We start from the raw sequence: 26,208 nt of genomic DNA on the forward strand, positions 1-26,208 counted from the left end.
CGTTCTAATGAACACGATTTCCATTTCATTTGTTCCGACTGTAGCGTGGCGTGAGCACTTAATGCGAATCGTTACCGATAAGAAGGAGCGCATGTGTCCGCCGAATGCCAAGTCACCGGGCGAGTCCCCGGATTCGGGAAGAAGGTCTCGCACTCCCATCGCCGCACATCGCGACAGTGGCGCCCGAACATCCAACGCAAGACGTACTGGGTTCCGTCGCTGGGGCGGAGCGTCACCCTGCGGGTGTCCGCGGCCGGGATCAAGACCATCGATCGCGACGGGATCGATGCCGTGATCGCGCGGGTCAAGGCTGCGGGGCGTCTGTAATGGCGAAGAGCACCGACATCAGGCCCGTTGTGAAACTCAAGTCGACGGCCGGCACCGGATACACGTACGTCACCCGCAAGAACCGTCGCAACGATCCGGACCGCCTGGTGTTGCGCAAGTACGACCCGGTGGTCCGACGCCACGTCGAATTCAAAGAGGAGCGCTGATGGCCAAGAAGAGCAAGATCGTGAAGGAGCAGAGACGACGTGAGACCGTCGCGCGCTATGCGGAGCGTCGCAGCGAGCTGAAGGCGGTCATCGCATCACCGTCGAGCAGCGCGGAGCAGATCGCGGCGGCTCGCGCCGAGCTGGCGCGGCAGCCGCGGGACGCCAGTGCGACGAGGCTGCGCAACCGCGACGCCGTCGACGGTCGTCCGCGCGGGTACATCGGCAAGGTCGGACTCTCCCGAGTCCGCTTCCGTGAGATGGCGCATCGTGGCGAACTGCCCGGGATCACGAAGTCGAGCTGGTGATGGCGAACAAGAAGCGTGCGCCCCGCACGCAGCAGGCGCGCCGCAAGGCCGACCCGAACCTGACCTTCGACTACAAGGACACCGAGGTCCTGCGTCGATTCCTCACCGAGCGGGGGCGGATCCGCGCACGTGCGGTGACCGGACTGTCCCCGCAGCAGCAGCGGCAACTCGCGACCGCGGTCCGGAACGCCCGCGAGATGGCGCTGCTGCCGTTCGGGAGCCGGTAGAGCGCGAGGCTCAGCCGTCGACGGACCAACTCGGCTCGCCCAACGACGCCACCAACGCGGCGCGCGCCGTCTTGAACGTCGCGGTCTCGGGAATCGTGTCCACCACCCACACCAGGGTCGGGCGCTGTTTGCGACCGAGATCGGGCTGTGCGTCGAGGAACTCGTCGAACGCGGTCCGATCCAGCCCGGGTGCGACGAGCACCGCGCCGACGGCGTCGCCGATGTCGGTCGGCACCCCCACGACGATCGCGTCGACGACGGACCGGTGACGCTTCAGCACGGTCTCGATGGGGCGGGTGCCGAGGTTCTCGCCGTCGACGCGCAGCCAGTCGCCGATGCGGCCGGCGAAGTGGATGTATCCGGCGTCGTCGACCCAGCCGAGGTCGCCGGTCCGGTACATGCCGCCGCGCGTGCGTTCGGCGGTCGCGGCCTCGTCGCCGTAGTACCCGTCGAACAGCCCGGAGCCGGACGAGTTCACGATCTCGCCGACCGTCCCGGGCGGCACCGGCTCGGACGTGTCCGGATCGACGACGGCGTTCGGCGCCACGAGCGGGCCGAGCGCGTCGTCGGGCGTGTCCGGGGTGCGCGAGATCGAGACGCCCGACTCGGTGGAGCCGAATCCGTCGACGACCCGTGCGCCGAATCGCCGCGCGAACTCGGCGCGGTCGGTGGCGGACGCCTCGTTTCCGTACATGATGCGCAGTGGCAGGTCGTGATCGTCCGGTCGCTCCGGTGTCGCCAGAATGTAGTGCAGCGGTTTGCCGACGTAGTTCGCATAGGTGACGCCGTAGCGCCGCACGTCGTCGCCGAATCCGCGCGCCGAGAACGTCGGGGCGATCGCGATCGACGCACCGCCCGCGGTCGCCACCGACCACCCCGCGATCATCGCGTTGGAGTGGAACATCGGCATCGACAGGTAGGCGACGTCGTCGGGCCCGATGCCGAACCGGTCGGCCAGCATGGCGCCCGCTGCGGCGAACTTCCGCTGACTGCACCGCACCGCTTTCGGATTCCCGGTGGTGCCCGAGGTGAAGATCAGCATCACCAGGCCGTCGGGGTCAGCGGACACCGGAGCGAAGTCGTCCGGGCTGTTCGCGGCAACCGCCGCCGTCCACCGATCCGAGCCGAGATCCACGATCCGAGCGCCGGGAACGCGCGGAAGCGCTTCGGCGTACTCCGGGGAGACGAGGATCGTCTGGCAGTCGGCGAGGGCGGCGTCCGCCGCCAACGCCTCGCCTCGGCGAGTCGAGTTCAGGCCGACCAGGACGAAGCCGCCGAGCGCGGCGGCCGCGAAGAGTGCGGAGAACTCTCGTGAGTTGGCCGCCAGGATCCCGACGTGCGGCGGCCGGGCCGGATCGAGCATCGTCCGGACGGCGGCTGCGAGCCCGCGTGCGTCGCGCAGGTGGTCGCGCCACGACGTGAAGCCTCCGTCGAACCAGACGCCCCGATCGTCGACGTCGACCAACGGCTCGAGGAGTTGACCGAGCGTGATCGGATCGGTGACCGCGACACTCGGCGGTCCGGGGGACGTCGTCACCGAGCGGCCAGCGCCGCGCCGAGCTCGCCCAGCACCACCGGCGCCGACCCGTAGGTGAACTCGTTCTGCTTGGCGCGCAAGAAGAACCGGTGGACGGGATGCGAGGTGTCCAGGCCGACGCCGCCGTGCACGTGCACGGTCGTGTGGGCGACCCGGTGCCCGGCCTCGGCCGTCCAGAACGCGGCGGTGTCGACGGCGGCCCGCACCTGCGCGTCGTCGGAGCCCTCGGCCAGCAGCCACGCCGCCTGCGCGACCGTCAACGCGAGTCCCTGCCCGTCGATGTATCCGTCGGCCAAGCGCTGCGCGACGGCCTGGAACGAGCCGATCTTGCGGCCGAACTGTTCGCGGTCGCGGGCGTACTCCGCGGTCGCGGCGAGCGCCCCGGCCACCACTCCGGACTGGTCGGCGGCCACCCCGAGCCGCAACAGGTCGCGGGCTCGCGCGGCGGTCCGTGCGCCGCCCTCGAGAACGGTGGCCGGTGCGTCGGCGAAGGTCACCTCGTGGATCGGCGTCAGGCCGGTCGAGGGGGTCTCGACCACCGAAACGTCCGGCCCGGCCTCGACCACCGCGACGACGGGCGCGCCGTCGGATTCGGCGATCACCAGAAACGCGTGCGCGGCGGCGCCGTACGGGACGTTCACCTTGGTTCCGGTGACCCGTCCGCCGGTCAGTGCGGTCGACGGTGCGAGCAGATCGAAGCCCAGATCCTCTTCGACGGCCGCGGTCACGACGGCGTCGCCGCCGACGGCCTTCGCCAGAAGGTCCGCGGCGCCGTCGCCGCCGAACTCGGCGAGCAGGGGGACGGCTGCCACCGCATGCTGCGGATACGGGACACGCGCGAGCGCGCGCCCGAGCGCCGTCGCCACCGCCGTCGTCTCCATCGCGGTGAGATCCGCGCCGTCGACCGACGACGGCGCACCGAGGCCGAGCAGTCCGGCGCCCGCGATCTCGCGCCACAGATCGGCGTCGATCGGTGCGTTCTCGGATTCGAGCCGCGCGACGACCTCGGGGGTCGCCAGCCGCGCGGTGATGTCGGTGGTGAGGCCGGTCAGGTCCGCTGCCGCCTCGGTGGGAGTGAAGTCCATGAGAGTTCTCCTGAGCAGTCGGGTCAGCGTCGGGCGGGAGGCAGGCCGAGCGCGGCCATGCCGATGATGTCGCGTTGGATCTCGTTGGTGCCGCCGCCGAAGGTCAGGATCAGCGACGTCCGGGCGTAGCGCTCCAGTCGACCGCTGAGATGGGCGCCGGGGGAGTTCTGCCGCAGCGTCGCGGTGGGGCCGACGACCTCCATCAACAGGCGGTACGCTTCGGTGGCGAACTCGGTGCCGAACACTTTGGTGGCCGATGCGTCCGCGGGCGACGGCGAACCGCCCTGCGCCGCGATCGACGCGATCTTCCAGTTCACCAGCTTGAGGAACTCCACCTTCGCGTGCACTCGCGCAAGATTGGCCCGCACCCACAGAAGGTCGATCAATCGTTCGCCGCCCCGACTCTGCTCCCGCGCGAACGCGATCGTCTCGTTCAACGCGGTCTGGATCGGGGCCGCGCTGCACAGCGCGACGCGTTCGTGATTGAGCTGGTTGGTGATCAGCGACCAGCCGCCGCCCTCCTGTCCGACGATCGCACTCGTCGGCACCCGCACGTCCTGGTAGTAGGTCGCACTCGTGTCGACGCCGGACATCGTGTGGACCGTCGTATACGAGAATCCCTCGGCCGACGTCGGCATCACCAACATCGAGATCCCCTTGTGCTTCGACTGGTCCGGATCGGTCCGGCACGCCAGCCACACGTAGTCGGCGTACGGGATCAGGCTGGTCCACATCTTCTGCCCGTTGATCACGTACTCGTCGCCGTCGCGGACCGCAGTGGTGCGCAGCGACGCCAGGTCGGTGCCCGCACCCGGCTCGGAGTAGCCGATCGAGAAGTGCAGTTCGCCCGCCGCGATCTTCGGCAGGAAGAACTCCTTCTGCTCGTCGGTTCCGTAGTGCATGATCGTCGGCGCCACCGAGTTGATGGTCAGGAACGGCACCGGAGCACCCGCGATCGCGGCCTCGTCCGTGAAGATCAGCTGGTCCATCATCGATCGGTTCGCGCCGCCGAACTCGGTCGGCCAGCCCAGTGCCAGCCAACCGTCGGATCCCATCTGCCGCACCACGTCCCGATAGGCGTCGCCCTCCCCGAGTTCGCCGTCGCCCCCGGTCAGCGCCGCGCGGCGCTCGGTGGTCATGAGGCCGTCGAAGTAGGCGCGCAACTCGCGTCGCAGCTCCTCCTGCTCGGCTGTGTACGCGATCCGCATGGGTGCTCTCCTGCGATCCTCGGGACGCTGACGCGTCTGCGGGCTTGGCTACTTCTGAAACACGTTCTAACGTGAAGGACGCCGTTCCGTCAACCAGCGGGCGGGGATCTTCAGGAGGATGCTGTGCGAGTGAAATGCGATTTCGATCTGTGCGAGTCGAACGCGGTGTGCGTGGGCATGGCGCCCGACGTCTTCGATCTGGACGACGACGACTACCTGGTGATTCTCGACGAGGATCTGCCTGACTCCCGTGCGGAGGAGATGCGCCAGGTGGTCGCCTCGTGCCCGCGGTCGGCGCTGTCGATCGAATGATTCGACGAGGGTCTCCCAGAACGTCTTTCGCGGAGATGCTCGCGCAACCGACTAGAACATGTTCTAGTGTTAGTCGATCGAACCACCGGGCGCGCAAGCGTGCGCCCCGATGAGAAGGACGACAAGTGGGTGCAACGTTGGACGGCAAGGTGGCCGTCGTCACCGGCGCGAGCAGCGGACTCGGCCGGGCCGAGGCGATCGGACTCGCGGCCGACGGGGCGACGGTGATCGTCAACGATCTCGCGTCGGCGCTGGACGCCGGCGACGTGATCGACGTGATCGCCGCGGCGGGCGGCCGGGCCGTCCCCGTCGCCGGGGACATCTCCGAGGCCGCCACCGCACGGGCCATCATGGCGACCGCCGTCGACGATCTCGGCGGCCTGGACATCGTGATGAGCAATGCCGGGATCACGCGCGACACGATGCTGTTCAACATGTCCGACGACGAGTGGGATCTCGTGGTGAACGTGCACCTGCGCGGGCACTTCCTGTTGAACAGGAACGCGGCCGCGCACTGGCGGGCCGCGTCGAAGGCGGCGGGTGCGCCGGTCTTCGGACGGCTGATCAACACCTCGTCGGAGGCCGGGCTGCTCGGTCCGGCCGGTCAGGCGAACTACGCGGCGGCCAAGGCCGGCATCACCGCGCTGACCCTGTCGGCCTCGCGGGCGTTGGCCCGGTACGGGGTGACCGCCAACGCGATCTGTCCGCGCGCTCGCACCGCCATGACCGCGAACGTCTTCGGAGACGCACCGGACGGTGCCGTCGACCCGCTCGCACCGGAGCACGTCGTCCGACTCGTCCGCTACTTGGCGAGCCCCGCGGCCGCTAAGGTGTCCGGTCAGGTGTTCGTCGTCTACGGCCCGAAAGTGATGCTCATGGCGGCGCCGACCGTCCGCGAGGTGTTCGTCGCCGACGGTGAGGAATGGGACCAGGGCGCAATGTCTGGCACGATCTCAGACTATTTCGCGTCACAGGGTTCGAACGCGACATTTTCCGCGTCCGATTTGATGGACTAATGGGATAGACAGGCCATACCGCAGTGAATCGTCGATGTCGAATTGTGCCGCTGCGGGATCGGGGGACCATGATAGGTTTCGTGCACCGCTGGGAGGAGAAGACTTGCTGACCAAGCTGGCTGCTCCTATGAACGGCGTCGGTGATTTCGTCGCTCTCGGTGTGGAATCGGCCCGAGAGCTGTTCCGCAGACCGTTCCAGTTCCGGGAGACCGTCGAACAGTCGTGGGCCATCGCCCGCGTCTCTCTCGTCCCGACCCTCCTCGTCGCCATCCCCTTCACCGTCCTCGTCAGTTTCACGCTGAACATCCTGCTTCGGGAGATCGGCGCCCAGGACCTGTCCGGAGCGGGTGCGGCGCTGGGCACGATCACGCAAATCGGCCCCATCGTCACCGTGCTCATCGTGGCCGGCGCCGGTGCGACGGCGATCTGCGCCGACCTGGGCGCACGCACGATCCGCGAGGAGATCGACGCGATGCGGGTCCTCGGCATCAATCCGATCCATCGCCTCGTGGTTCCACGCGTCGTCGCATCCACCGGCGTCGCACTGCTGTTGAACTCCTTGGTCTGCACCATCGGCATAGCCGGCGGATTCGTGTTCTCCGTGTACCTGCAGGACGTGAACCCCGGTGCGTTCATCGCGAATCTGACCCTGCTCACCGGCCTCGGCGAGCTGATCATCTCGATGATCAAGGCCGCCCTGTTCGGACTCTTCGCGGGCCTGGTCGGTTGCTATCGCGGACTCAATGTGAAAGGTGGCGCCAAGGGAGTCGGCGACGCGGTGAACGAGACCGTCGTGTACTCGTTCATGGCGCTGTTCGTGGTGAACGTGGTGGTCACCGCGGTCGGACTCAAGGCGACGATGGGCTGATCATGGTACTTCCCGGCACAGTACGACTCCTCACCGCGCGCGTCGCCGTCAAACGGGCGGGCGAGGACTGGAACAAGATCGGCGACCAGGCTCTGTTCTACTGGGACTCGATCGTCGCGATCCCGCGCGCGCTCCGCCTGTACAAGAAGGAGACGCTCCGTCTGATCGCCGAGATCTCGATGGGCACCGGCGCGCTGGCCATGATCGGCGGCACCGTCGTCGTGGTCGGCTTCCTGACCCTGTTCACCGGCGGCACCATCGCCGTCCAGGGATACAGCTCGCTGGCCAACATCGGCGTCGAGGCGCTGACCGGCTTCTTCTCGGCGTTCATCAACGTCCGCATCGCGGTCCCGGTGATCGCGGGCATCGCGCTCGCGGCCACGATCGGTGCGGGTGCCACGGCGCAGCTGGGCGCCATGCGCGTCAGCGAGGAGATCGACGCTCTGGAAGTGATGGCGATCTCGTCCATCCCGTTCCTCGTCAGCACCCGCATCGTCGCGGGTCTGGTCGCGATCATCCCGCTGTACTCACTGGCGGCCCTCGCCTCGTTCATCGCCAGTCGATTCGCGACCGTGATCCTGTACGGGCAGTCGGGCGGCGTCTACGACCACTACTTCTCGACCTTCCTGATCCCGTCCGACATCCTGTGGTCGTTCGTACAGGCCATCTGCATGGCCGTGGCCGTCATGCTCATCCACACCTACTACGGCTTCAACGCGTCGGGCGGACCCGTCGGCGTCGGGGTCGCCGTGGGCAACGCCGTACGCGCGTCGCTGGTCGTGGTCGTCGTCATCACCCTGCTCACGTCGCTGGCCATCTACGGCGCCGACGGCAACTTCAATCTGGCCGGGTGATCGGGACATGGCATACAGGGCACGCGGGAACGGTGTGCGCAAGACCGCGGCGACGATCATGGTCGGCGCGATCGTCGCGGTGATCGTGCTCGCCGCAGGCCAGTTCCTCGGCTGGTTCAAGGACACCACGACGGTGATCCTGCATGCTTCGCGCGCCGGTCTGGTGATGAATCCGGACGCCAAGGTGCAGCTGCGCGGAGTCACCGTCGGTCGCGTCGCCGAGGTCAAGACCGACGGCGACCGGGCCGAACTCGTTCTGCACATCGACTCGGGCCAGATGTCTCGGATTCCCGCGAACATCGGCGCCGACATCAAGTCGAACACCGTGTTCGGAGCCAAGGCCGTGAACCTGGTGGTTCCGGCCGACGGCGGGCACGGCAGCCTCGCCGCGGGCGACGAGATCTCCGCCGACCACGTCGTCGTGGAACTCAACACCGTCTACCAGCAACTCGTGGGACTCCTCGCACAGACCGAACCCGACAAGCTCAACGTGGTTCTCGGCGCCGTCGACGACGCGCTGTCGGGCAAGGGCAAGCAGATCGGCGACGCGGTGGTCCAACTGACCGAGATCCTCGGCAAGACCAACAAGCATCTGCCCGAACTGAACCGTTTGTTCGACGAGGCGGCCGACGCCACGAACGTGTACGCCGACGTGATGCCCGACCTGATGCGCACCGTCGACAACGCGACCGTCGTCGGCAACACGCTCGTGGAGAACTCCGCGAACCTCGACCGGCTGCTCATCAACGTCAGCGGTATGGCGCGCAGCGGCAACGGAGTGCTCAGCACGAGCAAGAAGGACTTGATGAGCACCCTGTCCGATCTCAACCCCGTCATGGACCTTCTCGGTTATCAGTCGCCGGGCCTGCGCTGCTTCATCACCGGTGCCAGCGACGCCGCCGACATCGCCGGACCGCTCCTGGGCGGCCGCAACGGAATGCTGCTCCTCGACGCCGGACTGATCCCCGGCCAGGACCCGTACCGGTACCCGCAGGACCTCCCCGAGGTCGGCGGCGACGGCCCCCCGACCTGCCAGGGCGGACTGTCGGACATCCACTCCACGGAGAAGATCCCGTTCTACGTGATCGACAACGCCGAGCAGCCGTATCAGCCGCGGACCACACCGAAGGTGCAGAGCAACAAGCTCTTCAACCTGCTGTTCGGGGGGACGCCACGTGGATAAGCGCGCTCGCGCGTTCCGCGCGACAGTCATCAAACTCGGTACGTTCGTCGTCGTCATGGTGCTGGTCCTGGTCGGCCTCGTCGTGGTGTTCAGCAAGTACCAGAGCGGCGGCTCCAACACCTACCGCGCGCTGTTCACCAGCGCGTCGTCGATGAAGTCCGGCAGTTCGGTGCAGATCGCGGGCGTCGAGGTCGGCACGGTCAAGAGCATCGACCTGACTAGAGACAACACCGCACGCATCGAGTTCACCGTCAACGAGAACTACCGCCTGCCGAAGTCGGCGCGGGCGCTGGTCCGGTACCAGAACCTGACGGGCGATCGATACCTGGAGCTGCAGCCCGGGGCGGGCGACCTGAACGACACCCTGGCGCCCGGCGACGAGATCGGCATCGATCACACCGAACCGGCCCTCGACCTGGACAAGCTGCTCGGCGGGTTCAAACCGCTGTTCCGCACCATGGACGCCGATGAGGTCAATCAGCTGTCGTCGGCGCTCATCGCGGTGTTCCAGGGACAGGGGCGATCGCTGAACGCGCTGTTGGAGAGCACGTCGTCGTTCACCAACAGCCTCGCCGACCGCGACCAGCTGATCGGCAGCGTGATCGACAATCTGAACACCACGCTGGGTACTCTCGAAGCCGATCACAAGGGCCTCGACCAGAGCGTCGACCGGCTCCAACAACTGATCAGCGGCCTGGCGGAGGACAAGGACGTGATCGGCCGGTCGATCACGCAGAGCGCGTCGGCCACCACCGGGCTCGCCGATCTGATGGGCGTGATCCGCCCCGACACCAAGAAGGCGTTGACCGACCTCGGCACCACGTCGGCCAACGCGCTCAAGTCCGAGGACTTCATCCGCGACCTGCTCGGCCGTCTCCCCGGCGACTTCAAACGACTCTCGAACCTGGGCAGTTACGGCTCGTGGCTGCAGATCTACTTCTGCCGTATCCGTCTGCTGCTGCCGGGCCCCGGTAAGACGCAGTACTACTTCACCGCGATCGACGCGATGGGCGACAAGACGCAGGCCGGCGGGAGGTGCGCACAGTGAGCGACGAACAGACCCCGGACCGGCGTACCGCGCGGTCGAAGGCATCGGTCGGCGTCATCGGCGTGCTGGTCACCGCGATGCTCGTCATCAGCGCCCTGCAGATGGATCGGCTTCCGTTCCTGTCGCAGGTCAGCACCTACGACGTGTACTTCGAAGATGCGGGTGGTCTGGTCCCGGGCGACGTCGTCATCATCGCGGGCATCGAGGTCGGCAAGGTGGAGAAGATCTCGTTGGCGCAGACCGACGACGGAATGCAGGCGCGGATCGGCTTCCGCCTCAACGACACCGTCGAACTCGGCGACCGGACCCGAGCGTCGATCAAGACCGAGACGGTCCTCGGCCGCCGCAACCTGACCTTGACGCCGATCGGCGACGCCCGGATGAAACCGGGCGGCTCGATCCCCGTCGACGCCACCGAGTCGCCGTACTCGCTCTCGGACGCCCTCGACGACGCGACGTCGACCCTGGAGCGGACCGACACCGATCAGCTCAACAAGGCGTTGTCGACGATGACCGACGCATTCGAGAAGACCCCGGACAACGTCCGCGGTGCGGTCGAGGGCGTCGGCAGGGTGTCGAAGGCGATCGCCGATCGCGACAACGCGCTCAACGACCTTCTCAAGCAGGCTCGCGGAGTGAGCGACGTCGTCGCCGAGCGCAGTCAACAGATCCGTCAGATGCTGATCGACGCCAACGCGCTCCTCGGCGAGCTGCAGATGCGGCGCGAGGCGATCCGCCAGTTGATCAGCGGCACCCGTGACGTGGCCGCCGAGATCACCGGCTTCATCCAGGACAACCAGGAGCAACTCCGGCCGGTGCTGGAGAAGTTCAACGGTGTGCTCGACATCCTCAACGACAACGAGGACAACTTCAGCAAGGCCATCGACAACCTCGGTCCGTACGCCAACACGCTCGGTGAGGCCGTCAGCTCCGGCCCCTACTTCTCCTCGCTCGTCGGCCTGCCGACGTTCGGCGACTACATGGGCACCTTCCTGAAGGTGCTGCAGCGCAAGTACCCGGAGGCCGCGAAGTACTTCTACGACTTCTCCGGCTTCCCGCTGCTGCCGAAGAACTGGAATCAGGGGCCCGACTCGGACGCGCCCGATCTGCCCGACGAGCAGCCCAAACGCGCCTACCCGACGCCGATCCCGCAGAAGACGCAGACGCCCGCACCCACGACCTCGAAGGGAGGCCGCTGACATGAGCATCACACGTAAGACGTGGGCGATCGTCGCGGGCCTGGTCGTGCTCGTCCTCATCGCCTGCGGCGTCTTCTTCGGTGTGCAGCGGGCGACGCACCGGACCATCACCGCGTACTTCAAGACCGTCGCGAGCCTGTACGAGGGCGACTCGGTGCGCGTCATCGGCGTCCCGATCGGCACGATCACCTCGATCGAGCCGCGCGAAGGCGACGTCAAGGTCGTCATGCGCATCGACAAGGACACGCCGATCCCCGCCGACGTGCGCGCGGTGATCGTCGCCCAGTCGCTGGTGTCCGGGCGTTTCATCCAGCTGACGCCGGGCTACAGCTCCGGCCCCGAGCTGTCCGACGACGCCGACATCCCGATGGAGCGCACCGCGGTCCCGATGGAGTGGGACGACGTCAAGAAGGAACTGTCCAAGCTCACCGAGGCGATCGGTCCCGACGGCCCCGACAAGGGAGTGGCCGCCCGTGCCGTCGACGTCTTCGATGAGAACCTCGACGGGAACGGCGCGGCGATCGCCGAGTCGATCCGGCAGATGTCGACGGTCATGGGCACACTCGCCGACAACCGCGACGACGTGTTCGCCACGGTCAAGAGTCTGCAGAAGCTGACCGATGAGCTCTCGACCAGCCACGAACAGCTCGTCCAGTTCAACGGGCGCATGGCCTCGGTCTCCAGTGTGATCGCCGACAGCAGTCAGCAGCTCGGCGACGCGATGACCAACCTCAACGAGGCGATCGGCGAACTCGACGGCTTCCTCGGCGAGAACAGCTCCACGGTCACCTCGACCGTCGATAAACTCGCGCAGCTCACCGGAACCCTCCGTAAGAAGGACGAGCAGTTGCGGGGTCTGCTGCACTCGGCGCCCACGCAGCTCGCGAACTTCTTCAACATCTACAACCCGCTGACGGGCTCCCTCGACGGCGTGTTCGGTCTCGGCATGGGAAACAACCTCATCACCATGCTCTGCGGCTCCATGGCCTCGACCAAACGCCCCGGCGACACCGACGCCGACATCGAGCAGTGCGTCGACCTGATCGCGCCGATCATGAAGGACATCGTCGTGAACTACCCGCCGTTCATGGCCAATCCGGTGATCGGCCGCACCGCGATGCCCGACCAGATCACCTATCAGGACGCCAGCGTCCGGGCGCGCGCCCGCCGCGGTGTCATCGAACGCGATCAGGTCAGCCGTGACGCGGCGCCCGATCCGCTCGCCAAGCTCCTCGTGCCGTTCGGAGGTGACCGATGACCGGCCGACGCTTCCGCCTCGCGGCGCTCGCCGTGAGCGCCCTCCTGCTGGTGCCCGTCGCGGCGTGCAGCAACGAGCCGGTGTCGGCGCTGTCGTCGATAGGAGCGCGCGGCACGGGCGACGGCGCCTACACGATCACCGCGCGGGTCCCGTCCGCGGCCGGGCTGGTCCGCAACGCGCCGGTGATGCTCCACGACACGACCGTCGGCAGCGTCGGCGACATCACGATCAAGGACTGGAGCGCCGAACTGACCCTGCGTCTGGAGAAAGGCGTGAAGGTCCCGACCGGGTCGCACGCGATGATCGGCATGACCAGTGTGCTCGGCTCGTCGCACATCGAGATCGTGCCGCCGGAGCACCCGACCGGCTCCTACCTCGCGGCGGGCGGCGGCCTCGCGCTGCCGAACTGCCCCGACCAGCAGAACATCGCCGCACCGGCGGCCAAGCCGGTTCCCGACATCAATGCGGCGCAGCAGGTGGATCCCTGCATGTATCCGACCACGGAACAGGTGCTCAGCTCGCTGTCGGTGGTCCTCAACGGCGGAGGACTCTCCCAGGTCGGCGACGTGGTGCACGAGCTGAGCCAGGTGTTCGGAGGACACGACGACGAACTGCGCACACTGGTACCGAGACTGAACACCCTGGTGTCCGACCTGGACGCGCAGACCGGGAACATCATCTCTGCGATGTCGGGCCTGGACCGACTGACCGCGGCGATCAACGCGCAGACGCCCACCGTCGAACGGGCCCTGCAGTCGGGCCCGGAGATCCTGCAGCTGCTGGTGGACCAGCGCAAGAACCTCACCACCGCGCTCGGCAACGTCGGCGACCTGTCGTCGACGGTCAACGCGGTGCTCGACAAGAACAGCGACGACATCAAGTCGATCGTCCCAGACCTGCGTAAACTCCTCGAACAGCTCTCGCAGACCGGACCCGCGCTGGCGAACTCGCTGCGGATCCTGTTGACGTTCCCGTTCCTCGAAGAGAACATCCCCACCGTCGTCAAGGGCGACTACGTGAACTCCGACCTGGTGCTCGATCTGACCTGGAGTCGACTCAACAAGACGATGGTCGCCTCGGTGACCACGGGACCGGAGGCGGTGTTCGGCAAGCCCGCGGCCGGCGCCAAGCGGGGGACCGATCCGTTCCGGACTCCGCTCGTGCCCGGTCCGACGACGACCGAGAAGAAGGATCCGGCCAACCCCAAGCCGAGCACCAGCGCGCCGGTGCGGCCCGCCACGCCCAGCACGAAGAACGGAGCCAACTGATGAAGATCACCGGCTTCGTCCGCATGCAGCTGATCGTGTTCAGCATCGTCTCGGTGATCTCGCTGATCGCCGTCGCCGTCTTCTACATCCGCGTACCGCAGATGTTCGGGCTCGGTTCGTACACCGTGAACGTCACGATGCCGGTGACCGGCGGCCTGTACAAGAACGCCAACGTCAGCTTCCGCGGTGTGAACGTCGGCAAGGTGTCCGGAGTCCGACTCACCGGCGACGGCGTCGAGGCGCAGCTGAGAATCGACACGGGCACCGACATCCCGGCGAACTCGGCGGCCGCGGTCCGCAGCGTGTCGGCGATCGGTGAGCAGTTCGTCGAGTTCACCCCGCCCGCCGACCCGTCCTCTCAGCTGTTGTCGAACGGTGCCACGGTGTCCACCGACGACGTACCGGTGGAGATCTCGACGATGCTCGATCAGGCGGACGCTCTCCTCGCCGATGTCGGTGACACGAAGCTGCGCGCGGTGATGGACGAGGCGTTCACCGCGTTCAACGGCACCGCCGACGACCTGTCGCGGCTGATGGACTCGATGGTGTTGTTCGTGGGCGCCTTCCACAAGAACGTCGACGCCGCGATCGACCTGGTGACCGAGGCCGGCCCGATCCTCGAGACCCAGAATCGCACGGCCTCGCAGATCCGCAGCTGGACCAAGGACATGACGACCGTGACCGATCAGCTCCGCGCGAGCCGCCCGGACATCACCGACATCCTCGTGAACGGACCAGGCGTGGCGAATCAGGCCAAGGACCTGTTCGACGACATGGGGCCCGGGTTCATCACGGGGATGTCGAACCTGAAGGTGGCGGCGCAGACCCAGCGGATCTATCTGCCGAATCTGCGGCAGACCATCGTGTTGTATCCGCGCGTGCTGTCCGCGCTGATCACCGCGATCAACACCGGTTCCAACCGGCACGGGCCGAACGTGAACTTCACCCTCGGATTCCAGGATCCGCCGACCTGCTCGGTGGGCTTCCTCCCGCCCGACAAGTGGCGGTTCCCGTCGGAGACGGCGCCGCAGGATCTGCCGCCGGGCATGCTGTGTCGTCTCCCGCAGGATGCGCAGACCTCGGTGCGCGGCGCCCGGAACTTCCCGTGCGTGGAGTTCCCCGGCCGTCGCGCGCCGACTCCAGAGGAGTGCCGCACCGGTTTCACACCGTCCCCGCGCGACAACGTCGCGCTGCCGAACGGGTTTCCCGGCACCGACCTGCCCAAACAGCCCGCCGGGTACGTCGTACCCGGTACACCGAGCGACTATGACCCGTCGCCGGCCACCTATGCGACCACGTACGATCCGGAGTCGGGGAAGTTCATCGGCCCGGACGGCAAGATGTACTCGACCGACGCCGGGAAGGACCGCGAGCAGAAGACGAAATGGTACGAGCTGATCACGAAGGCGGCGGACTCCTGAACCCGGAGCCCGACGGCCCACGCAAGAAGTTGGTCGAGAAGTCCAGTCCGCTCTCGCGTCGTCGCAAGACGTCGGCGCGCCGCGGCCGCGAGTCGCCGGACCCGTTCGAGTCCGGTGAGTCGAACGATGCCAGCGCGTCGAGCGATGCCCTCGACTCAAGCGATTCCAGTGAGCTGAGCGATCCCATCGGGTCGAGTGATCCCAGCGAGTTGAGCGACCCCGGCGAGGCGAGCGATGCCAGTGAGTTGAGCGAGTCCGGTGAGGCGAGCGATGCCAGCGGGTCGACCGGAGTCGAGACCCCGGAGACCGACGCGGCAGACGCGGCCGACGACACCGTCGCGGTGTCCGCGGACGACCGGGACCGGGGCGTCTCCTATCGGGCGCGTCGCACCTCGGTGAAGGCGCCGATCGGGACGGGCTCCTCGCGCGGGACGACGCTGGTGGTCGTCTCGTCGGTCCTCGGAGCCCTGCTGCTGGTGGCGGCGATCGCCGCGACGATCGTCTTCAGCGTGCTGTCGGCACGGATCGACGACGATCAGGCGCTGCGTACCGAGTACGACCAGTTCGCGCAGCAGGCGGTGGTCAATCTGACCACGCTCAACCCGGACAACGCCGACGCGATGCTCGAGTTCATGAACAAGCACACGAGCGGTCGGGTGCTGCAGGACATGCGGGAGTCGATGAAGCAGGCCACCGACCTGATCCGCGAAGACGATGTGAAGACCAAGACGACGATCGCGGCGTCGGCGGTCGAGAAGTTCGACGGCGACTCGGCGTCGGTCCTGGTGGTGTTCGCCTGGCACGCGACGTTCCCGGAAGCGCCGGACAAGCCGACCGACACCTCGTTCCGGGCTCGGATCGGCGTCACCCGGATCAATGACGAGCTGAAGATGACCAGCATCGATTGGGTGGACTGATGCGAACGAAGACACGGTGGGTGATCGCAGGCGTCGGAGTGCTCCTGGTGGTCGCGATCGCGGCCGCGGTGGTGACCGGCATCCGATTCTGGGGCAAGCAGGCGGAGGAGGACGCGCGTACGAGCGCTCTCGCCGCGGCCCGGGCCTACACGATCACCCTGTTCGAACGGGATCCGAAGACGGTGTCGGACACCATCAACAAGTCGATGGCCATCCTGACCGGCACCGCCAAGGACGAGTTCCAGAAGAACGTCGTCGACTACGAGATGGCCGAGCTGGTCCGCAAGGACAAGATCGTCGCCACGCCGACGATTCAAGGCGCCGGCGTCATGGAGAACACTCGCGACACCGCCAAGGTCTTGGTGTTCCTGAACCTGTCGGCGTCACGGAACACCGACACGGACAATGTGCAGATCGATCAGAGCCGGATCGTCTACGACATGGTCCGACGCGACGGCCGCTGGTTGATCAGCGTGATGGACATCCTCACCGACGACTCGTTGTCGTCCCGCGTGCAGCAGTCCGACGGTGCGCCGCCGTCGAACGCCGTGCCGATCCCGTCACCGAGCACGCCCGCACCGAGTACACCCGCGCCGAGCACACCCGCGCCGAGCACGCCCGCACCTGCTCCTTGATCGGCGTACAAACGCGTACTCCGCCGGTCGGAATCGAGTACTCGGTTCCAACCGGCGGAGTAAACGCTGTTCGGGCGTGTTCTACGCCGACGTGTAACCCATCGGCATCACGACGGCCTTGTTCTCCAGGTAGCTCTCCAGACCCTCCTTGCCGTTCTCACGGCCGATTCCGGACTTCTTGTATCCGCCGAACGGCGACGCCGGGTCGATCGAGTACCAGTTGATGCCCATGGTTCCGGTGCGGATCTGCTTCGCGACCTCGTAGCCGGCCTCCACGTCCTGTGTCCACACCGAGCCGGCGAGGCCGTAGTCGGAGTCGTTGGCGATGGCGATCGCTTCGTCGACAGTGTCGTAGGCGATGACGCCGATCACCGGGCCGAAGATCTCCTCGCGGGCGATCGTCATGTCGTTGGTGACGCCGGTGAAGATGGTCGGGCCGACGAAATTGCCGGTGCCGACCTTCGGCGCCTCCACCTCGAGGACCGCGGTGGCCCCCTCCTCCTTGCCCTTCGCGATGTAGCCCGTGACCTTCTCGTACTGCTTGTCGTTGATGATCGGACCCACTCTGGTCTCCGGATCGTCGGGGAGTCCGGGGGTGAACGTGGAGGCGACCGCGACCATCGCGTCGACGATCTCGTCATGGCGCGACCGGGGAACCAGGACCCGGGTCTGAGCCACGCACGCCTGCCCGGCGTTGAGGAGACCGGAGAACAGCAGCATCGGAGCACTGGCCTCGATGTCCGCGTCCTCGAGGACGATGGCCGCGGACTTGCCGCCGAGTTCGAGCGAGTAGCGCTTGAGCTGTTCGCCGCAGCGCGAGGCGATCTGCTGGCCCGCGCGTGTCGAGCCGGTGAAGGTGATCTTGTCGACGTCCGGATGCTCGACGAGGGCCCGCCCGGTCTCGACTCCGCCCGGCACGATCGAGATGACGCCCTCGGGAACGCCCGCCTCGGTGAAGATCTCGGCGAGCACGTTCGCGTTCAACGGCGTCTCGGGTGCGGGCTTGAGAACGATCGAACAGCCCGCCGCGAGTGCGGGGCCGAACTTGTTGCAGAAGAGGAACAGCGGAACGTTCCACGCGATGATCGCGCCCACGACTCCCACGGCCTCCTTGAGGACCCTGGTCTCACCGAAGATGCCGGTGCGCGTCTCCTCCCATTCGTACGCGTCGGCGGCGTCCGCGTATGCGCTCAGGCATGCGGTACCCGCGAACTGCTGAATGGTGGCCACATCGCCGGGAGTGGCGCCCATCTCCGCGGACAAGAGCTGTGCGAGCTGCTCGCCGCGCTCATTGATCAACTCCACCGCGCGGCGGATCACCGCAGTTCGCTCGGCTACCGGGGTGTTGCGCCAGACGCCGGAGTCGAACGACTCCCGCGCGGCCTTCACCGCGGCGTCGACGTCGGTCGCATCCGCGTCGGGGACCGACCCGACCTTCGCCCCGGTCGCGGGCGAGAACACGTCGAGGACTTCGCTCGAGTGCGGGGCGACCCACTGTCCGCCGATGTACAGCTTGGTGGTCTCGATCGGGTCGGTCATGCGTGCTCCTGAAGTATCGAGGGGTTTCCCCCGATACTAGAGCACTATGTAGAACACGTTCTAGAAATTGATCGACCGGGTCGCCGTCAGGCGGACGGCGCGACGTCGAGCACGACCTCGAACTCGAGGAGATCGGCGCCGCTCGCCACCGGCTTGCGGTCGCTCTTGTGGGCAGCTCGCGCATCGCCGTTCGCCCACGCGTCGAAGCTCTCCTGGTCCTCCCACTGGGTGACGACGAAGTAGCGGTCGTCGCCGGCCACCGGGCGCAGGAGTTGGAAGCCGAGGAAGCCCTTCGAATCCTCGACGGTGCCCGCACGGGCGGCGAAGCGCTTCTCCAGTTCGGGGCCCGCGCCTTCGGGGACCTTGATCGCGTTGATCTTCACAATTGCCATGGTGCCGAGGCTACGCGGTGCCGGTGACGAGCCGATAGGGTCGTTCGTTGTGAACTCCGACGAGACCGATGCCGTGGCGACCTCCGATGCCGTGGCGACCGCCGACGTCGGGCTGCTCGATCATGGGGGTCGGGACATCGACGAGGGCGGTTTCGGGGCGATCGTTCTCGTCCACGGACTGATGGGGCGCGGTCGCACATGGCGGCGGCAGGTTCCGTGGCTGAGGCGTTACGGCCGCGTGTTCACCTTCGACGCGGCCAACCATCAGGGCGCCGGAGCCGTCGACCGTTCGGACATATCGACCGAACGCTTCGTGACCGATCTGGCGGAGATCATCACCTGGATCGATCGCGGACCGGCCGTCCTCATCGGACACTCGATGGGCGGCCTGCACTCGTGGTGCACGGCGGCCGCCTATCCCGAACTCGTATCGGCCGTCGTCGTCGAAGACATGGCGCCGGACTTCCGCGGGCGGACCACCGGCACCTGGACGCCCTGGTTCGAGTCCTGGCCGGACCGCTTCCCGGACCTGGAGTCGGCCGTGGAGATGTTCGGCGCCGTCGCCGGCCGGTACTTCTACGAGGCCTTCGACGACGGACGTCTCCACGGCTCGATCCCGGTGTGGGCGGACATCGCCGAGGAATGGGGCTCCCGCGCGTTCTGGGGTCAATGGGATGCGGTCGCGGTGCCGACGCTCCTGCTCGAGGCGGGCTACTCGGTGACGCCGGTCGGGCAGATGGCCGAGATGGCCCGCCGTAAGCCGGGCAGTCCGTATCTGCGCGTCGACGGCGCCGGGCATCTGCTGCACGACGACGCCCCCGGTGTGTTCCGCGGTGCGGTCGAGGCGTTCCTCAGCGAGTTCGTCGGCCGCCCCGTCCACTGATTCGGTGCGGGCCCGCCTCAGCCCTCGCCGGCCAGCGCGAACAGGCCGTCGTCGGTCACTTCGATCAGGCCGTCCACCAGCAGGGAGTCCAGGGCCCGCGCCCGCTGGCCGGGATCGCGTTCCCATGCCAGATCGAGCGCGGTGCGTTCGACGGGACCCGAGGTGTTGCGCAGCACGTCGAGGAGCCGCCCGCGGGCCTGTCGGTCGGTGCCTTCGAACTTCTGAACCTTTCGTGCCGGACCCTCGTGGGCGGGTCGGCCGAGCCGCACCCATTCGCATGTCGGCTCCAGTGGGCAGATCTCGCAGCGGGCCTCGCGGGCCGTGCACACCAATGCGCCGAGTTCCATGAGGGCGGCGCTGAACACCGGCGTCTCCGGGGCGGGAGAGCCGTCCGCCGACCGGGGGAACAGGGCCTCGGTCTCGGCGAGGTCGCGCCGCGCCGGATTCCCGGGGTGCTGGCGTCCGTGCACGGCCCGGGCGACGACGCGGCGCACGTTCACGTCCACCACGGGCACCGACTGCCCGTAGGCGAAGCACGCCACGGCCCGCGCCGTGTAGTCGCCGATCCCGGGCAGCGTGAGCATGGTCTCGACGTCGGGCGGGACCACGTCGTCGTACTGCTCCGCGAGGACCTTGGAGCACTCGTGCAGGCGCATCGCGCGCCGTGGATAGCCGAGTTTTCCCCACGCGCGAACCACTTCGCCGACCGATTCGACGGCCATCGCGGAGGGCACCGGCCATCGCTGCACCCACCGGGTCCACGGCTCGACGACCCGCACCACGGGGGTCTGCTGGAGCATGATCTCGCTGATCAGGACATGCCACGCGGAGACGTTCGGCGAACGCCACGGAAGGTCCCTCTTATGGGGCCCGAACCAATCGACGACTGTGGCTGGTGGCACACTGACAGTCATGAAAGATCTCACCCCGGCTCAAGCATGGACAGTTCTCAAGGAAGGCAACCAGCGCTTCGTCGAGAACCGTCCGATTCACCCGAGCCAGGGTATCGCCGACCGCGAGGCGCTCGTCGGCGGGCAGTCGCCGCACGTGGTGCTGTTCGGTTGCGGCGACTCGCGGCTGGCCGCCGAGATCATCTTCGATCAGGGTCTCGGCGACATGTTCGTCGTTCGCACGGCGGGTCACGTCCTCGACGAAGCCGTTCTCGGCACCATCGAATACGGTGCGGACATCCTCAGCGTCCCGCTGATCATCGTCCTCGGACACGACCAGTGCGGCGCGGTGGGCGCCACTCTCGACGCGCTCGACAACCTGAACCTGCCCGGCGGATACGTCCGCAACATCGTCGAGAAGGTCGCGCCCAGCGTCCTGGCCGGCCGCAGTGAAGGACTCACGGAGTACTTCGAGTTCGTCACCCGGCACGTGCAGGAGACCGGTCATCTGCTCATGCAGCGCAGTCGGAAGATCGCCGAGCGCGTCGAGGCCGGCGAGCTGGCGATCGTCGGTCTGTCGTACCGACTCGATGAGGGGCGGGTCCACCTCGTCGAGGTGATCGGCGACATCGGGGAGCAGCCCGCGAGCTGACCCCCGGGGGTCGGGACGACCACAATAGTCGGAAATCGGCGGAAACAAACTTCCGACACGCCGACGGTGGTCGAGGCTATCGGCTGCTCGTCGGCGATACCGTTGCATCGTGATCGAACCACAGGGACCCCTGCCTTCCGAGGTGTATTGGCGACGACGCCTCGTCGCGATCGTCGGCGCCGTCGTGGCTGTGGTCGTGGTGATCGCCCTCATCGTGTGGGCGGGCAGTTCGTCCGACGGCGACTCGAAGCCCGCGAACGCCGCGGCGTCCGATTCGACGTCGAGCACCGCGAAGCCGGCCGCACCCGCGCCGTCGACGCCGTCGACCGACTCACCCGCGCCGAGTAGCAGCGAGGCGCCGAGCGGGGGAGGCGAGCACGGGGAAGGCGGCGACCCGAGCGCGCCCGCGCAGACTCCGGCGAGCAGCGAGGTTCCGGCGGCGCCCGCGATCGAGAACCTGTGTTCGGATCAGAGCCTCTCGGTGGTGCTGTACACCGATAAGCCCACCTACACGCAGGGCGATCAGCCGGTTTTCACGATCGTCACGACGAACGGCGGGCTGTCGGCCTGCAATCGTGACGTCGGCAAGGTCGCACAGAATGTGATCGTCCGTTCGCTCGACGGTGCTCGTACTCTCTGGTCGGCGCAGGACTGCGCTCCCGACAAGGCCGTCAACGTCCAGCTCCTCCAGCCCGGCCAGCAGGTCAGCGACGACATCACCTGGTCGGGCACCACCAGCAGCCCCGGCTGCAAGAAGCCCCGCCAGCAGATTCCGGCGGGCGCCTACCAGGCCATCGGCAAACTCGGCGAGAAGGAGTCGGCGCCGATCACCTTCAACGTGGTGAAGCCGGCCGAGCAGTAGAGCAGCGCCCCGGCCGGGGCACTGCTCGCCCGTGCGGCGGCTGTCGCGAGCTGCCGGCTCGATCCGACAGTGGAGTGGCCTCTCGTCGAGCGACAGGGCCTAGTCGAAGCGTTCGAGGCTGCTCTCGGCGAGTCGCGACAGACCCTCGCGGATGTGTCGGGCCCAGATGCCGCCGATGCCCTCGACGGCCTCCAGATCCGCCGCGCTGGACGCGAGCAGCGACTGCAGAGTGCCGAAGTGGCGCACCAGGCGATCGACGTGCCCGAACTGGAGCCGAGAGATGCGAGACAGCAGACGGTAGCCGCGCGGGCTCATCGACGTGTCCTGCGCCTCCAATGTGGTCGGATAACCGAACGCGCCCGCGAGCATGGTCAGGTCGAGGAGATCGGCGTCCGAGAGTCCTTCGACGGCCTCCAGGATCTGGCGGACCTGTTCCGGTCCGGCGGGTTCCGGGCTCGCGTGGTAGTCGCGCACCAGCAGTTCGCGCATCGTGTCGTTGTCGCTGATGAGTTCTTCGAGCTGCAGCGCCACCTGGCGACCGTTGACGCCCAGCTCGAGCACGTACTCCTCGATCTCCACCGACACGCGGCGGACCATCTCCATGCGCTGGGCGGCACTCATCGCGTCGCGCAGAAGCACGTAGTCTTCGATCTCGGCGCGGGACAGTTGGGCGCTGACCTCGTCGAGTCGTGACTTGTACCGCTCCAGCGTCGACAGGGCGACGTTGGCGCGCGAGAGGATCGCATCCGGGTTCTCCACGATGCGGCGCTGACCGTCGACGTACACCGACACGATCGACATCGACGCGCTCACCGCGATCACCGGGACGCCCATCTGGATCGCGGTGCGCTCCCCCGCGCGGTGCCGGGTACCGGACTCCTCGGTGGGGATCGACGGGTCGGGCACCAGTTGCACGTTGGCGCGGACGATGCGCCGTCCGTCCGCGGACAGGACGACGGCGCCGTCCATCTTCGCCAGTTCGCGCAGGCGAGTGGGGGCGAACTCGACGTCGAGATTGAATCCGCCGTCGCAGATCCGCTCCACGTCGTCGTCGTAGCCGAGAACCACCAGCGCGCCCGTCCCGCCGCGCAGAATACGTTCGAGGCCGTCGCGCAGACTGGTGCCGGGCGCTACGCGCCGCAGCGTCTCGCGGGTCATGTCGGCGCCTCCGGCCGCACTGACCGATGTGTCGTTCATCGCACCTCGTCTGTAGGAAGGACTCGACCGTACCGACTCCCGCCGGATCCCGACTAGCGTATCTGGACGTGAAGCATGCTTTCGTTCCGCCTGCAGACCTGGAGCCGTTGCAGAGGCACCCCAAGGCCGCGGCACCCGGACATCACATCGATCTGCACCACAGCACGTGCTTCGGCTGCGGCGACGACGTTCCGCTCGGCCTGCACTTGAAAGTGATCGCAGGTGACGGCCTGACCGTGAGCGCCGACATGCCGGTCGCGAGCTGGATGCAGGGCGGCCCCGGCGTCATCCACGGCGGTGTCTTGTCCGCGGCGTTCGACGAGGTGATGGGCACCTCGCCGTTGCTGATCGGGTCGGCGGTGGTGACCGCCCACCTCGAGATCGACTTCGCCGAGCCGATTCCGCTCGGTTCCACCCTGCACTTCGACGCGCGGATCCTCGGGCGGCAACGGCGGAAGGTCTACATCGCCTCGGTGGCCCACATCGGCGACCCGGAGCGTCCGGTGGCGAGCGCGCACTCGATCTTCGTCACGATCGATGTGAAGGAGCACTTCGCCGAGCACTACGACAAGCGGGTGATCCTCTAGCGTCTCGTCGGCCGTCGAGCCGAGATCAGAACGGCGCGTCGACGGCCTGGAGGCGGCGCGGTCTCACCGCGTCCAAAGCGTCGGCGAGGTGCGCGACCTTGGTGATCCGAATACCCTTCGGCATCTCCTCGTCGGTGCCCGCGGGGACGATCGCGTGCCGGAATCCGAGACGTTTGGCCTCGGCGACGCGCCGCGCCGTCGACGAGACCCGACGGATCTCGCCCGCGAGTCCGACCTCGCCGATCGCCACGGTCGTCGACGAGATCGGCTGATCGCCCGCGGACGATCCGATGGCCAGGAAGATGGCGAGGTCCGCGGCGGGTTCGGTCACCTTCATCCCGCCGACGGTCGACGCGTACACCTCCTGTCTGCCCGCGGATATCCCGGCGTGCTTCTCGGCGACGGCGAGCATCATCGCGACGCGTGCGGCGTCCAGTCCGGACACCGCGCGACGAGGTGAGGCCATCTCGGTCTTGTTGAGCAACGCCTGGATCTGCCCGACCATCGCCCGGCGGCCGTCCATGGCGACGAGCGCGACGCTGCCCGCCACATCGGTGGGGTGCTCGTGGACGAAGATCCCCGACGGATCGGAGACCTCGTGTATGCCGTCGGACCGCTGTTCGAAGCAGCCGACCTCGTCGGACGGCCCGAATCGGTTCTTGACGCCGCGGACCATGCGCAGCGAGGAGTGGCGGTCGCCCTCGAACGCCAGCACGACGTCCACCAGGTGCTCGAGTGATCGCGGTCCGGCGACGTTGCCGTCCTTGGTGACGTGGCCGACGAGGATCACCGCGACGCCGCTGGTCTTGGCCAGCGACACCAAGGCCGTGGTGACGGCGCGGATCTGGGTGACGCCGCCGGTCACCCCGTCGACGCCGGTCGCCACGAGAGTCTGCACGGAGTCGACGATCAACAGGCTCGGGCGTACCTCGTCGACGTGGCCGAGGACGGTCGCCAGATCGGTCTCGGCGGCCAAGAAGACGTTCTCGTGGACGGCGCCGGTCCGTTCGGCGCGGAGCCGGACCTGGCCCGCGGACTCCTCACCGGTCACGTAGAGCGCGGTGCGGCCCTGCGCGGCCCACTGTTTGACCGTCTCGAGCAGCAGCGTCGACTTGCCGACGCCCGGTTCGCCCGCCAGCAGCACGACCGATCCGGGCACGATGCCGCGGCCGAGGACGCGGTCGAACTCGGCGATGCCGATGGGCGTGGCCGAGGACGTGCCCGCGTCGACGTCGGTGATGCGTCGGGCCGGACTGCGCGGCGCGACCGAGGCCGCGCCCGCGGCGGCCGCTGCCGGAGCCCCTTCCTCGATCGATCCCCACTCGCCGCAGTCGGGGCATCGGCCGACCCATTTGGACACCTGATGCCCGCATGCCGTGCATCGGAAGACTGCCTTCGGTTTCGCCACGAAGCCACCCTATCGGCGACCTGCGACAGTCGAGAGCCGGCGGGCGCCGAGCCGGTGGACGAACTCGGTGCGGACCGATGCGAAGCGCCCCCGACCGGAAGGTCGGGGGCGCTCGTCGTGCAGTGGTCGGGTCGGGCTCAGTGGCCTTCGCCCTGGAGGTCGCGGACGACGTCCACCCGGTCCTTGAGGGTGCCGCCGTCGACCGGGGTCTCGATGGTGACCTGCTTGAGGCCGAGGTCCTTGCCCGCGAGGTCGTACACCTCGAACCGGAAGGTCAGCGGCGCGGTCAGACCGGCACGGACCTTCGTGGCCTGAGTCAGTGTGACGGAGAAGCGCTCGATGTTCGCGGCTTCGGCGGCCGAGGTGTTCACGTCGGCGGGCACGCCCGCGAGCATGTTCTCGCCGGGGCCGAGGAGACGCGGGTCCGACTTGGTTCCGCTGGACTTCGACGGGTTCTCGATCGAGACGGACGAGCCGTCCGGTCCGACGATCTCGACCAGCTTGACCTTGCGGGTCACGCTGTCGTTGGAGGCGAGGAACGCGATGTCGAACGGTCCGCCGTCGGTGAAGGTCTGGTCGGCGTTCGACCGCGGGTACACGATCTGGACGTTGCGGATGGCGATCTCACCGTTGCGCAGCTCGTCGCCGTCGACGATGTCGGGGTCCAAGGTGATGGTTCCCGTCGAGCCGTTGATCGCGGGCTGCTGATCGGCGGACTGGGAGATCTTGCCCGCGCCGCAGGCCGCTGTGCCGATGGCGATCGCGGCGCCGAGCGCGCCGACGGCTACAGCCTTGGCCAGACGGCCGGTGGTCCGATTGAGCACTGACACCTTTTCCTCCGGGTGGTCGTCGCACTGTCCGCCGGATGCGAACGCTCACTACGCAGCGTAGTGGGCGCGGTCGGGAAAAGTTCCCTCGGGTCGGCGGAAAATCGTTGCAATTGTAGCGCGACCGCCGTGAACA

At 67.6% G+C, this 26,208-nt stretch carries 29 protein-coding genes; 20 read left to right on the plus strand and 9 right to left on the minus strand.

Annotated features, from left to right (window positions below):
• The first annotated feature begins 93 nt into the window (after positions 1 to 93).
• The 4 genes from rpmB to rpsR are packed head-to-tail and all read left to right on the plus strand — an operon-like array spanning position 94 to position 1,026.
• Positions 94 to 327: a 50S ribosomal protein L28 gene (rpmB, locus tag BKA16_RS05275; protein ID WP_183369674.1), complete on the plus strand. Its 234-nt coding sequence runs from the start codon at positions 94 to 96 to the stop codon at positions 325 to 327.
• A complete protein-coding gene (rpmG, locus tag BKA16_RS05280; protein ID WP_183369675.1) occupies positions 327 to 494 on the plus strand; it encodes a 50S ribosomal protein L33 in 168 nt (55 codons plus the stop codon). The genes rpmB and rpmG overlap by 1 nt, the downstream gene beginning before the upstream one ends.
• Positions 494 to 799, plus strand: a complete 306-nt coding sequence (gene rpsN / locus BKA16_RS05285) for a 30S ribosomal protein S14 (RefSeq protein ID WP_183369676.1) — start codon at positions 494 to 496, stop codon at positions 797 to 799. Before rpmG ends, rpsN begins: the two co-directional genes overlap by 1 nt.
• Positions 799 to 1,026 (plus strand): 30S ribosomal protein S18, encoded by a 228-nt coding sequence (gene rpsR, locus BKA16_RS05290; protein WP_183369677.1) that lies wholly within the window; start codon positions 799 to 801, stop codon positions 1,024 to 1,026. Before rpsN ends, rpsR begins: the two co-directional genes overlap by 1 nt.
• 10 nt (positions 1,027 to 1,036) lie before the next feature.
• Here the strand turns inward: rpsR and BKA16_RS05295 are convergent, their stop codons facing one another.
• From BKA16_RS05295 to BKA16_RS05305, 3 genes are read right to left on the minus strand one after another with little or no spacing between them, the layout of a single operon-like run.
• Positions 1,037 to 2,563, minus strand: coding sequence for an AMP-binding protein (locus tag BKA16_RS05295; protein ID WP_343067285.1), 1,527 nt, complete (start codon positions 2,561 to 2,563; stop codon positions 1,037 to 1,039).
• Entirely contained in the window at positions 2,560 to 3,648 is a 1,089-nt protein-coding gene (locus BKA16_RS05300; protein WP_183369678.1) for an acyl-CoA dehydrogenase family protein, read from the minus strand. The genes BKA16_RS05295 and BKA16_RS05300 overlap by 4 nt, the downstream gene beginning before the upstream one ends.
• Before the next feature lie 23 nt (positions 3,649 to 3,671).
• The gene (locus BKA16_RS05305) at positions 3,672 to 4,856 is read right to left on the minus strand and encodes an acyl-CoA dehydrogenase family protein (RefSeq protein ID WP_183369679.1); all 1,185 of its coding nucleotides are present in this window, start codon (positions 4,854 to 4,856) and stop codon (positions 3,672 to 3,674) included.
• Positions 4,857 to 4,979: 123 nt separating this feature from the next.
• Between BKA16_RS05305 and BKA16_RS05310 the strand changes: the two genes are divergently transcribed.
• From BKA16_RS05310 to BKA16_RS05365, 12 genes are all read left to right on the plus strand, one after another.
• Positions 4,980 to 5,168 (plus strand): ferredoxin, encoded by a 189-nt coding sequence (locus BKA16_RS05310; protein ID WP_183369680.1) that lies wholly within the window; start codon positions 4,980 to 4,982, stop codon positions 5,166 to 5,168.
• Positions 5,169 to 5,293: 125 nt separating this feature from the next.
• Complete coding sequence (locus BKA16_RS05315) at positions 5,294 to 6,184, plus strand: 3-oxoacyl-ACP reductase (protein ID WP_183369681.1); 891 nt, start codon at positions 5,294 to 5,296, stop codon at positions 6,182 to 6,184.
• A 103-nt stretch (positions 6,185 to 6,287) separates the two neighbouring features.
• A complete protein-coding gene (locus BKA16_RS05320) occupies positions 6,288 to 7,052 on the plus strand; it encodes an MlaE family ABC transporter permease (RefSeq protein ID WP_183369682.1) in 765 nt (254 codons plus the stop codon).
• A 2-nt stretch (positions 7,053 to 7,054) separates the two neighbouring features.
• Positions 7,055 to 7,906 carry an MlaE family ABC transporter permease gene (locus tag BKA16_RS05325; RefSeq protein ID WP_183369683.1) on the plus strand — a complete coding sequence of 284 codons (852 nt, stop codon included), beginning with the start codon at positions 7,055 to 7,057 and terminating at the stop codon, positions 7,904 to 7,906.
• A 7-nt stretch (positions 7,907 to 7,913) separates the two neighbouring features.
• Positions 7,914 to 9,089 carry an MCE family protein gene (locus tag BKA16_RS05330; RefSeq protein WP_183369684.1) on the plus strand — a complete coding sequence of 392 codons (1,176 nt, stop codon included), beginning with the start codon at positions 7,914 to 7,916 and terminating at the stop codon, positions 9,087 to 9,089.
• Complete coding sequence (locus tag BKA16_RS05335) at positions 9,082 to 10,137, plus strand: MCE family protein (RefSeq protein ID WP_183369685.1); 1,056 nt, start codon at positions 9,082 to 9,084, stop codon at positions 10,135 to 10,137. Before BKA16_RS05330 ends, BKA16_RS05335 begins: the two co-directional genes overlap by 8 nt.
• Complete coding sequence (locus BKA16_RS05340) at positions 10,125 to 11,336, plus strand: MCE family protein (protein WP_183369686.1); 1,212 nt, start codon at positions 10,125 to 10,127, stop codon at positions 11,334 to 11,336. Before BKA16_RS05335 ends, BKA16_RS05340 begins: the two co-directional genes overlap by 13 nt.
• Position 11,337: 1 nt before the next feature.
• A complete protein-coding gene (locus BKA16_RS05345) occupies positions 11,338 to 12,594 on the plus strand; it encodes an MCE family protein (protein ID WP_183369687.1) in 1,257 nt (418 codons plus the stop codon).
• Positions 12,591 to 13,862: an MlaD family protein gene (locus tag BKA16_RS05350; protein WP_183369688.1), complete on the plus strand. Its 1,272-nt coding sequence runs from the start codon at positions 12,591 to 12,593 to the stop codon at positions 13,860 to 13,862. Before BKA16_RS05345 ends, BKA16_RS05350 begins: the two co-directional genes overlap by 4 nt.
• Positions 13,862 to 15,283 (plus strand): MCE family protein, encoded by a 1,422-nt coding sequence (locus BKA16_RS05355; RefSeq protein ID WP_183369689.1) that lies wholly within the window; start codon positions 13,862 to 13,864, stop codon positions 15,281 to 15,283. Before BKA16_RS05350 ends, BKA16_RS05355 begins: the two co-directional genes overlap by 1 nt.
• Positions 15,247 to 16,200: a hypothetical protein gene (locus tag BKA16_RS05360; protein ID WP_183369690.1), complete on the plus strand. Its 954-nt coding sequence runs from the start codon at positions 15,247 to 15,249 to the stop codon at positions 16,198 to 16,200. Before BKA16_RS05355 ends, BKA16_RS05360 begins: the two co-directional genes overlap by 37 nt.
• On the plus strand, positions 16,200 to 16,835 hold the full coding sequence (locus BKA16_RS05365; RefSeq protein WP_183369691.1) for a hypothetical protein: 636 nt from the start codon (positions 16,200 to 16,202) through the stop codon (positions 16,833 to 16,835). The genes BKA16_RS05360 and BKA16_RS05365 overlap by 1 nt, the downstream gene beginning before the upstream one ends.
• A gap of 81 nt (positions 16,836 to 16,916) precedes the next feature.
• Here the strand turns inward: BKA16_RS05365 and BKA16_RS05370 are convergent, their stop codons facing one another.
• Together BKA16_RS05370 and BKA16_RS05375 are read right to left on the minus strand one after the other, a co-directional pair.
• On the minus strand, positions 16,917 to 18,374 hold the full coding sequence (locus tag BKA16_RS05370) for an aldehyde dehydrogenase (protein WP_183369692.1): 1,458 nt from the start codon (positions 18,372 to 18,374) through the stop codon (positions 16,917 to 16,919).
• An 86-nt stretch (positions 18,375 to 18,460) separates the two neighbouring features.
• The gene (locus BKA16_RS05375; RefSeq protein ID WP_183369693.1) at positions 18,461 to 18,766 is read right to left on the minus strand and encodes an antibiotic biosynthesis monooxygenase family protein; all 306 of its coding nucleotides are present in this window, start codon (positions 18,764 to 18,766) and stop codon (positions 18,461 to 18,463) included.
• Positions 18,767 to 18,815: 49 nt separating this feature from the next.
• Between BKA16_RS05375 and BKA16_RS05380 the strand changes: the two genes are divergently transcribed.
• Positions 18,816 to 19,649, plus strand: coding sequence for an alpha/beta fold hydrolase (locus BKA16_RS05380; RefSeq protein WP_343067286.1), 834 nt, complete (start codon positions 18,816 to 18,818; stop codon positions 19,647 to 19,649).
• A gap of 17 nt (positions 19,650 to 19,666) precedes the next feature.
• Here the strand turns inward: BKA16_RS05380 and BKA16_RS05385 are convergent, their stop codons facing one another.
• The gene (locus tag BKA16_RS05385) at positions 19,667 to 20,563 is read right to left on the minus strand and encodes an A/G-specific adenine glycosylase (RefSeq protein ID WP_183369694.1); all 897 of its coding nucleotides are present in this window, start codon (positions 20,561 to 20,563) and stop codon (positions 19,667 to 19,669) included.
• Between BKA16_RS05385 and BKA16_RS05390 the strand changes: the two genes are divergently transcribed.
• Positions 20,562 to 21,191: a carbonic anhydrase gene (locus tag BKA16_RS05390; RefSeq protein ID WP_183369695.1), complete on the plus strand. Its 630-nt coding sequence runs from the start codon at positions 20,562 to 20,564 to the stop codon at positions 21,189 to 21,191. The genes BKA16_RS05385 and BKA16_RS05390 overlap by 2 nt on opposite strands.
• A 109-nt stretch (positions 21,192 to 21,300) precedes the next feature.
• Positions 21,301 to 22,053 carry a hypothetical protein gene (locus tag BKA16_RS05395; RefSeq protein ID WP_183369696.1) on the plus strand — a complete coding sequence of 251 codons (753 nt, stop codon included), beginning with the start codon at positions 21,301 to 21,303 and terminating at the stop codon, positions 22,051 to 22,053.
• Between the two features lie 99 nt (positions 22,054 to 22,152).
• Here the strand turns inward: BKA16_RS05395 and disA are convergent, their stop codons facing one another.
• Positions 22,153 to 23,250 carry a DNA integrity scanning diadenylate cyclase DisA gene (disA, locus tag BKA16_RS05400; protein WP_183369697.1) on the minus strand — a complete coding sequence of 366 codons (1,098 nt, stop codon included), beginning with the start codon at positions 23,248 to 23,250 and terminating at the stop codon, positions 22,153 to 22,155.
• A gap of 68 nt (positions 23,251 to 23,318) precedes the next feature.
• Here disA and BKA16_RS05405 point away from each other — a divergent pair, with 68 nt between their 5' ends.
• Complete coding sequence (locus tag BKA16_RS05405) at positions 23,319 to 23,837, plus strand: PaaI family thioesterase (protein WP_343067287.1); 519 nt, start codon at positions 23,319 to 23,321, stop codon at positions 23,835 to 23,837.
• A gap of 25 nt (positions 23,838 to 23,862) precedes the next feature.
• Here the strand turns inward: BKA16_RS05405 and radA are convergent, their stop codons facing one another.
• On the minus strand, positions 23,863 to 25,245 hold the full coding sequence (gene radA / locus BKA16_RS05410; protein WP_183369699.1) for a DNA repair protein RadA: 1,383 nt from the start codon (positions 25,243 to 25,245) through the stop codon (positions 23,863 to 23,865).
• Between the two features lie 137 nt (positions 25,246 to 25,382).
• Positions 25,383 to 26,075 carry a copper-binding protein gene (locus BKA16_RS05415; protein ID WP_183369700.1) on the minus strand — a complete coding sequence of 231 codons (693 nt, stop codon included), beginning with the start codon at positions 26,073 to 26,075 and terminating at the stop codon, positions 25,383 to 25,385.
• Between the last annotated feature and the right edge of the window lie 133 nt (positions 26,076 to 26,208).

Source organism: Gordonia humi (assembly GCF_014197435.1).
GTDB lineage: Bacteria > Actinomycetota > Actinomycetes > Mycobacteriales > Mycobacteriaceae > Gordonia > Gordonia humi.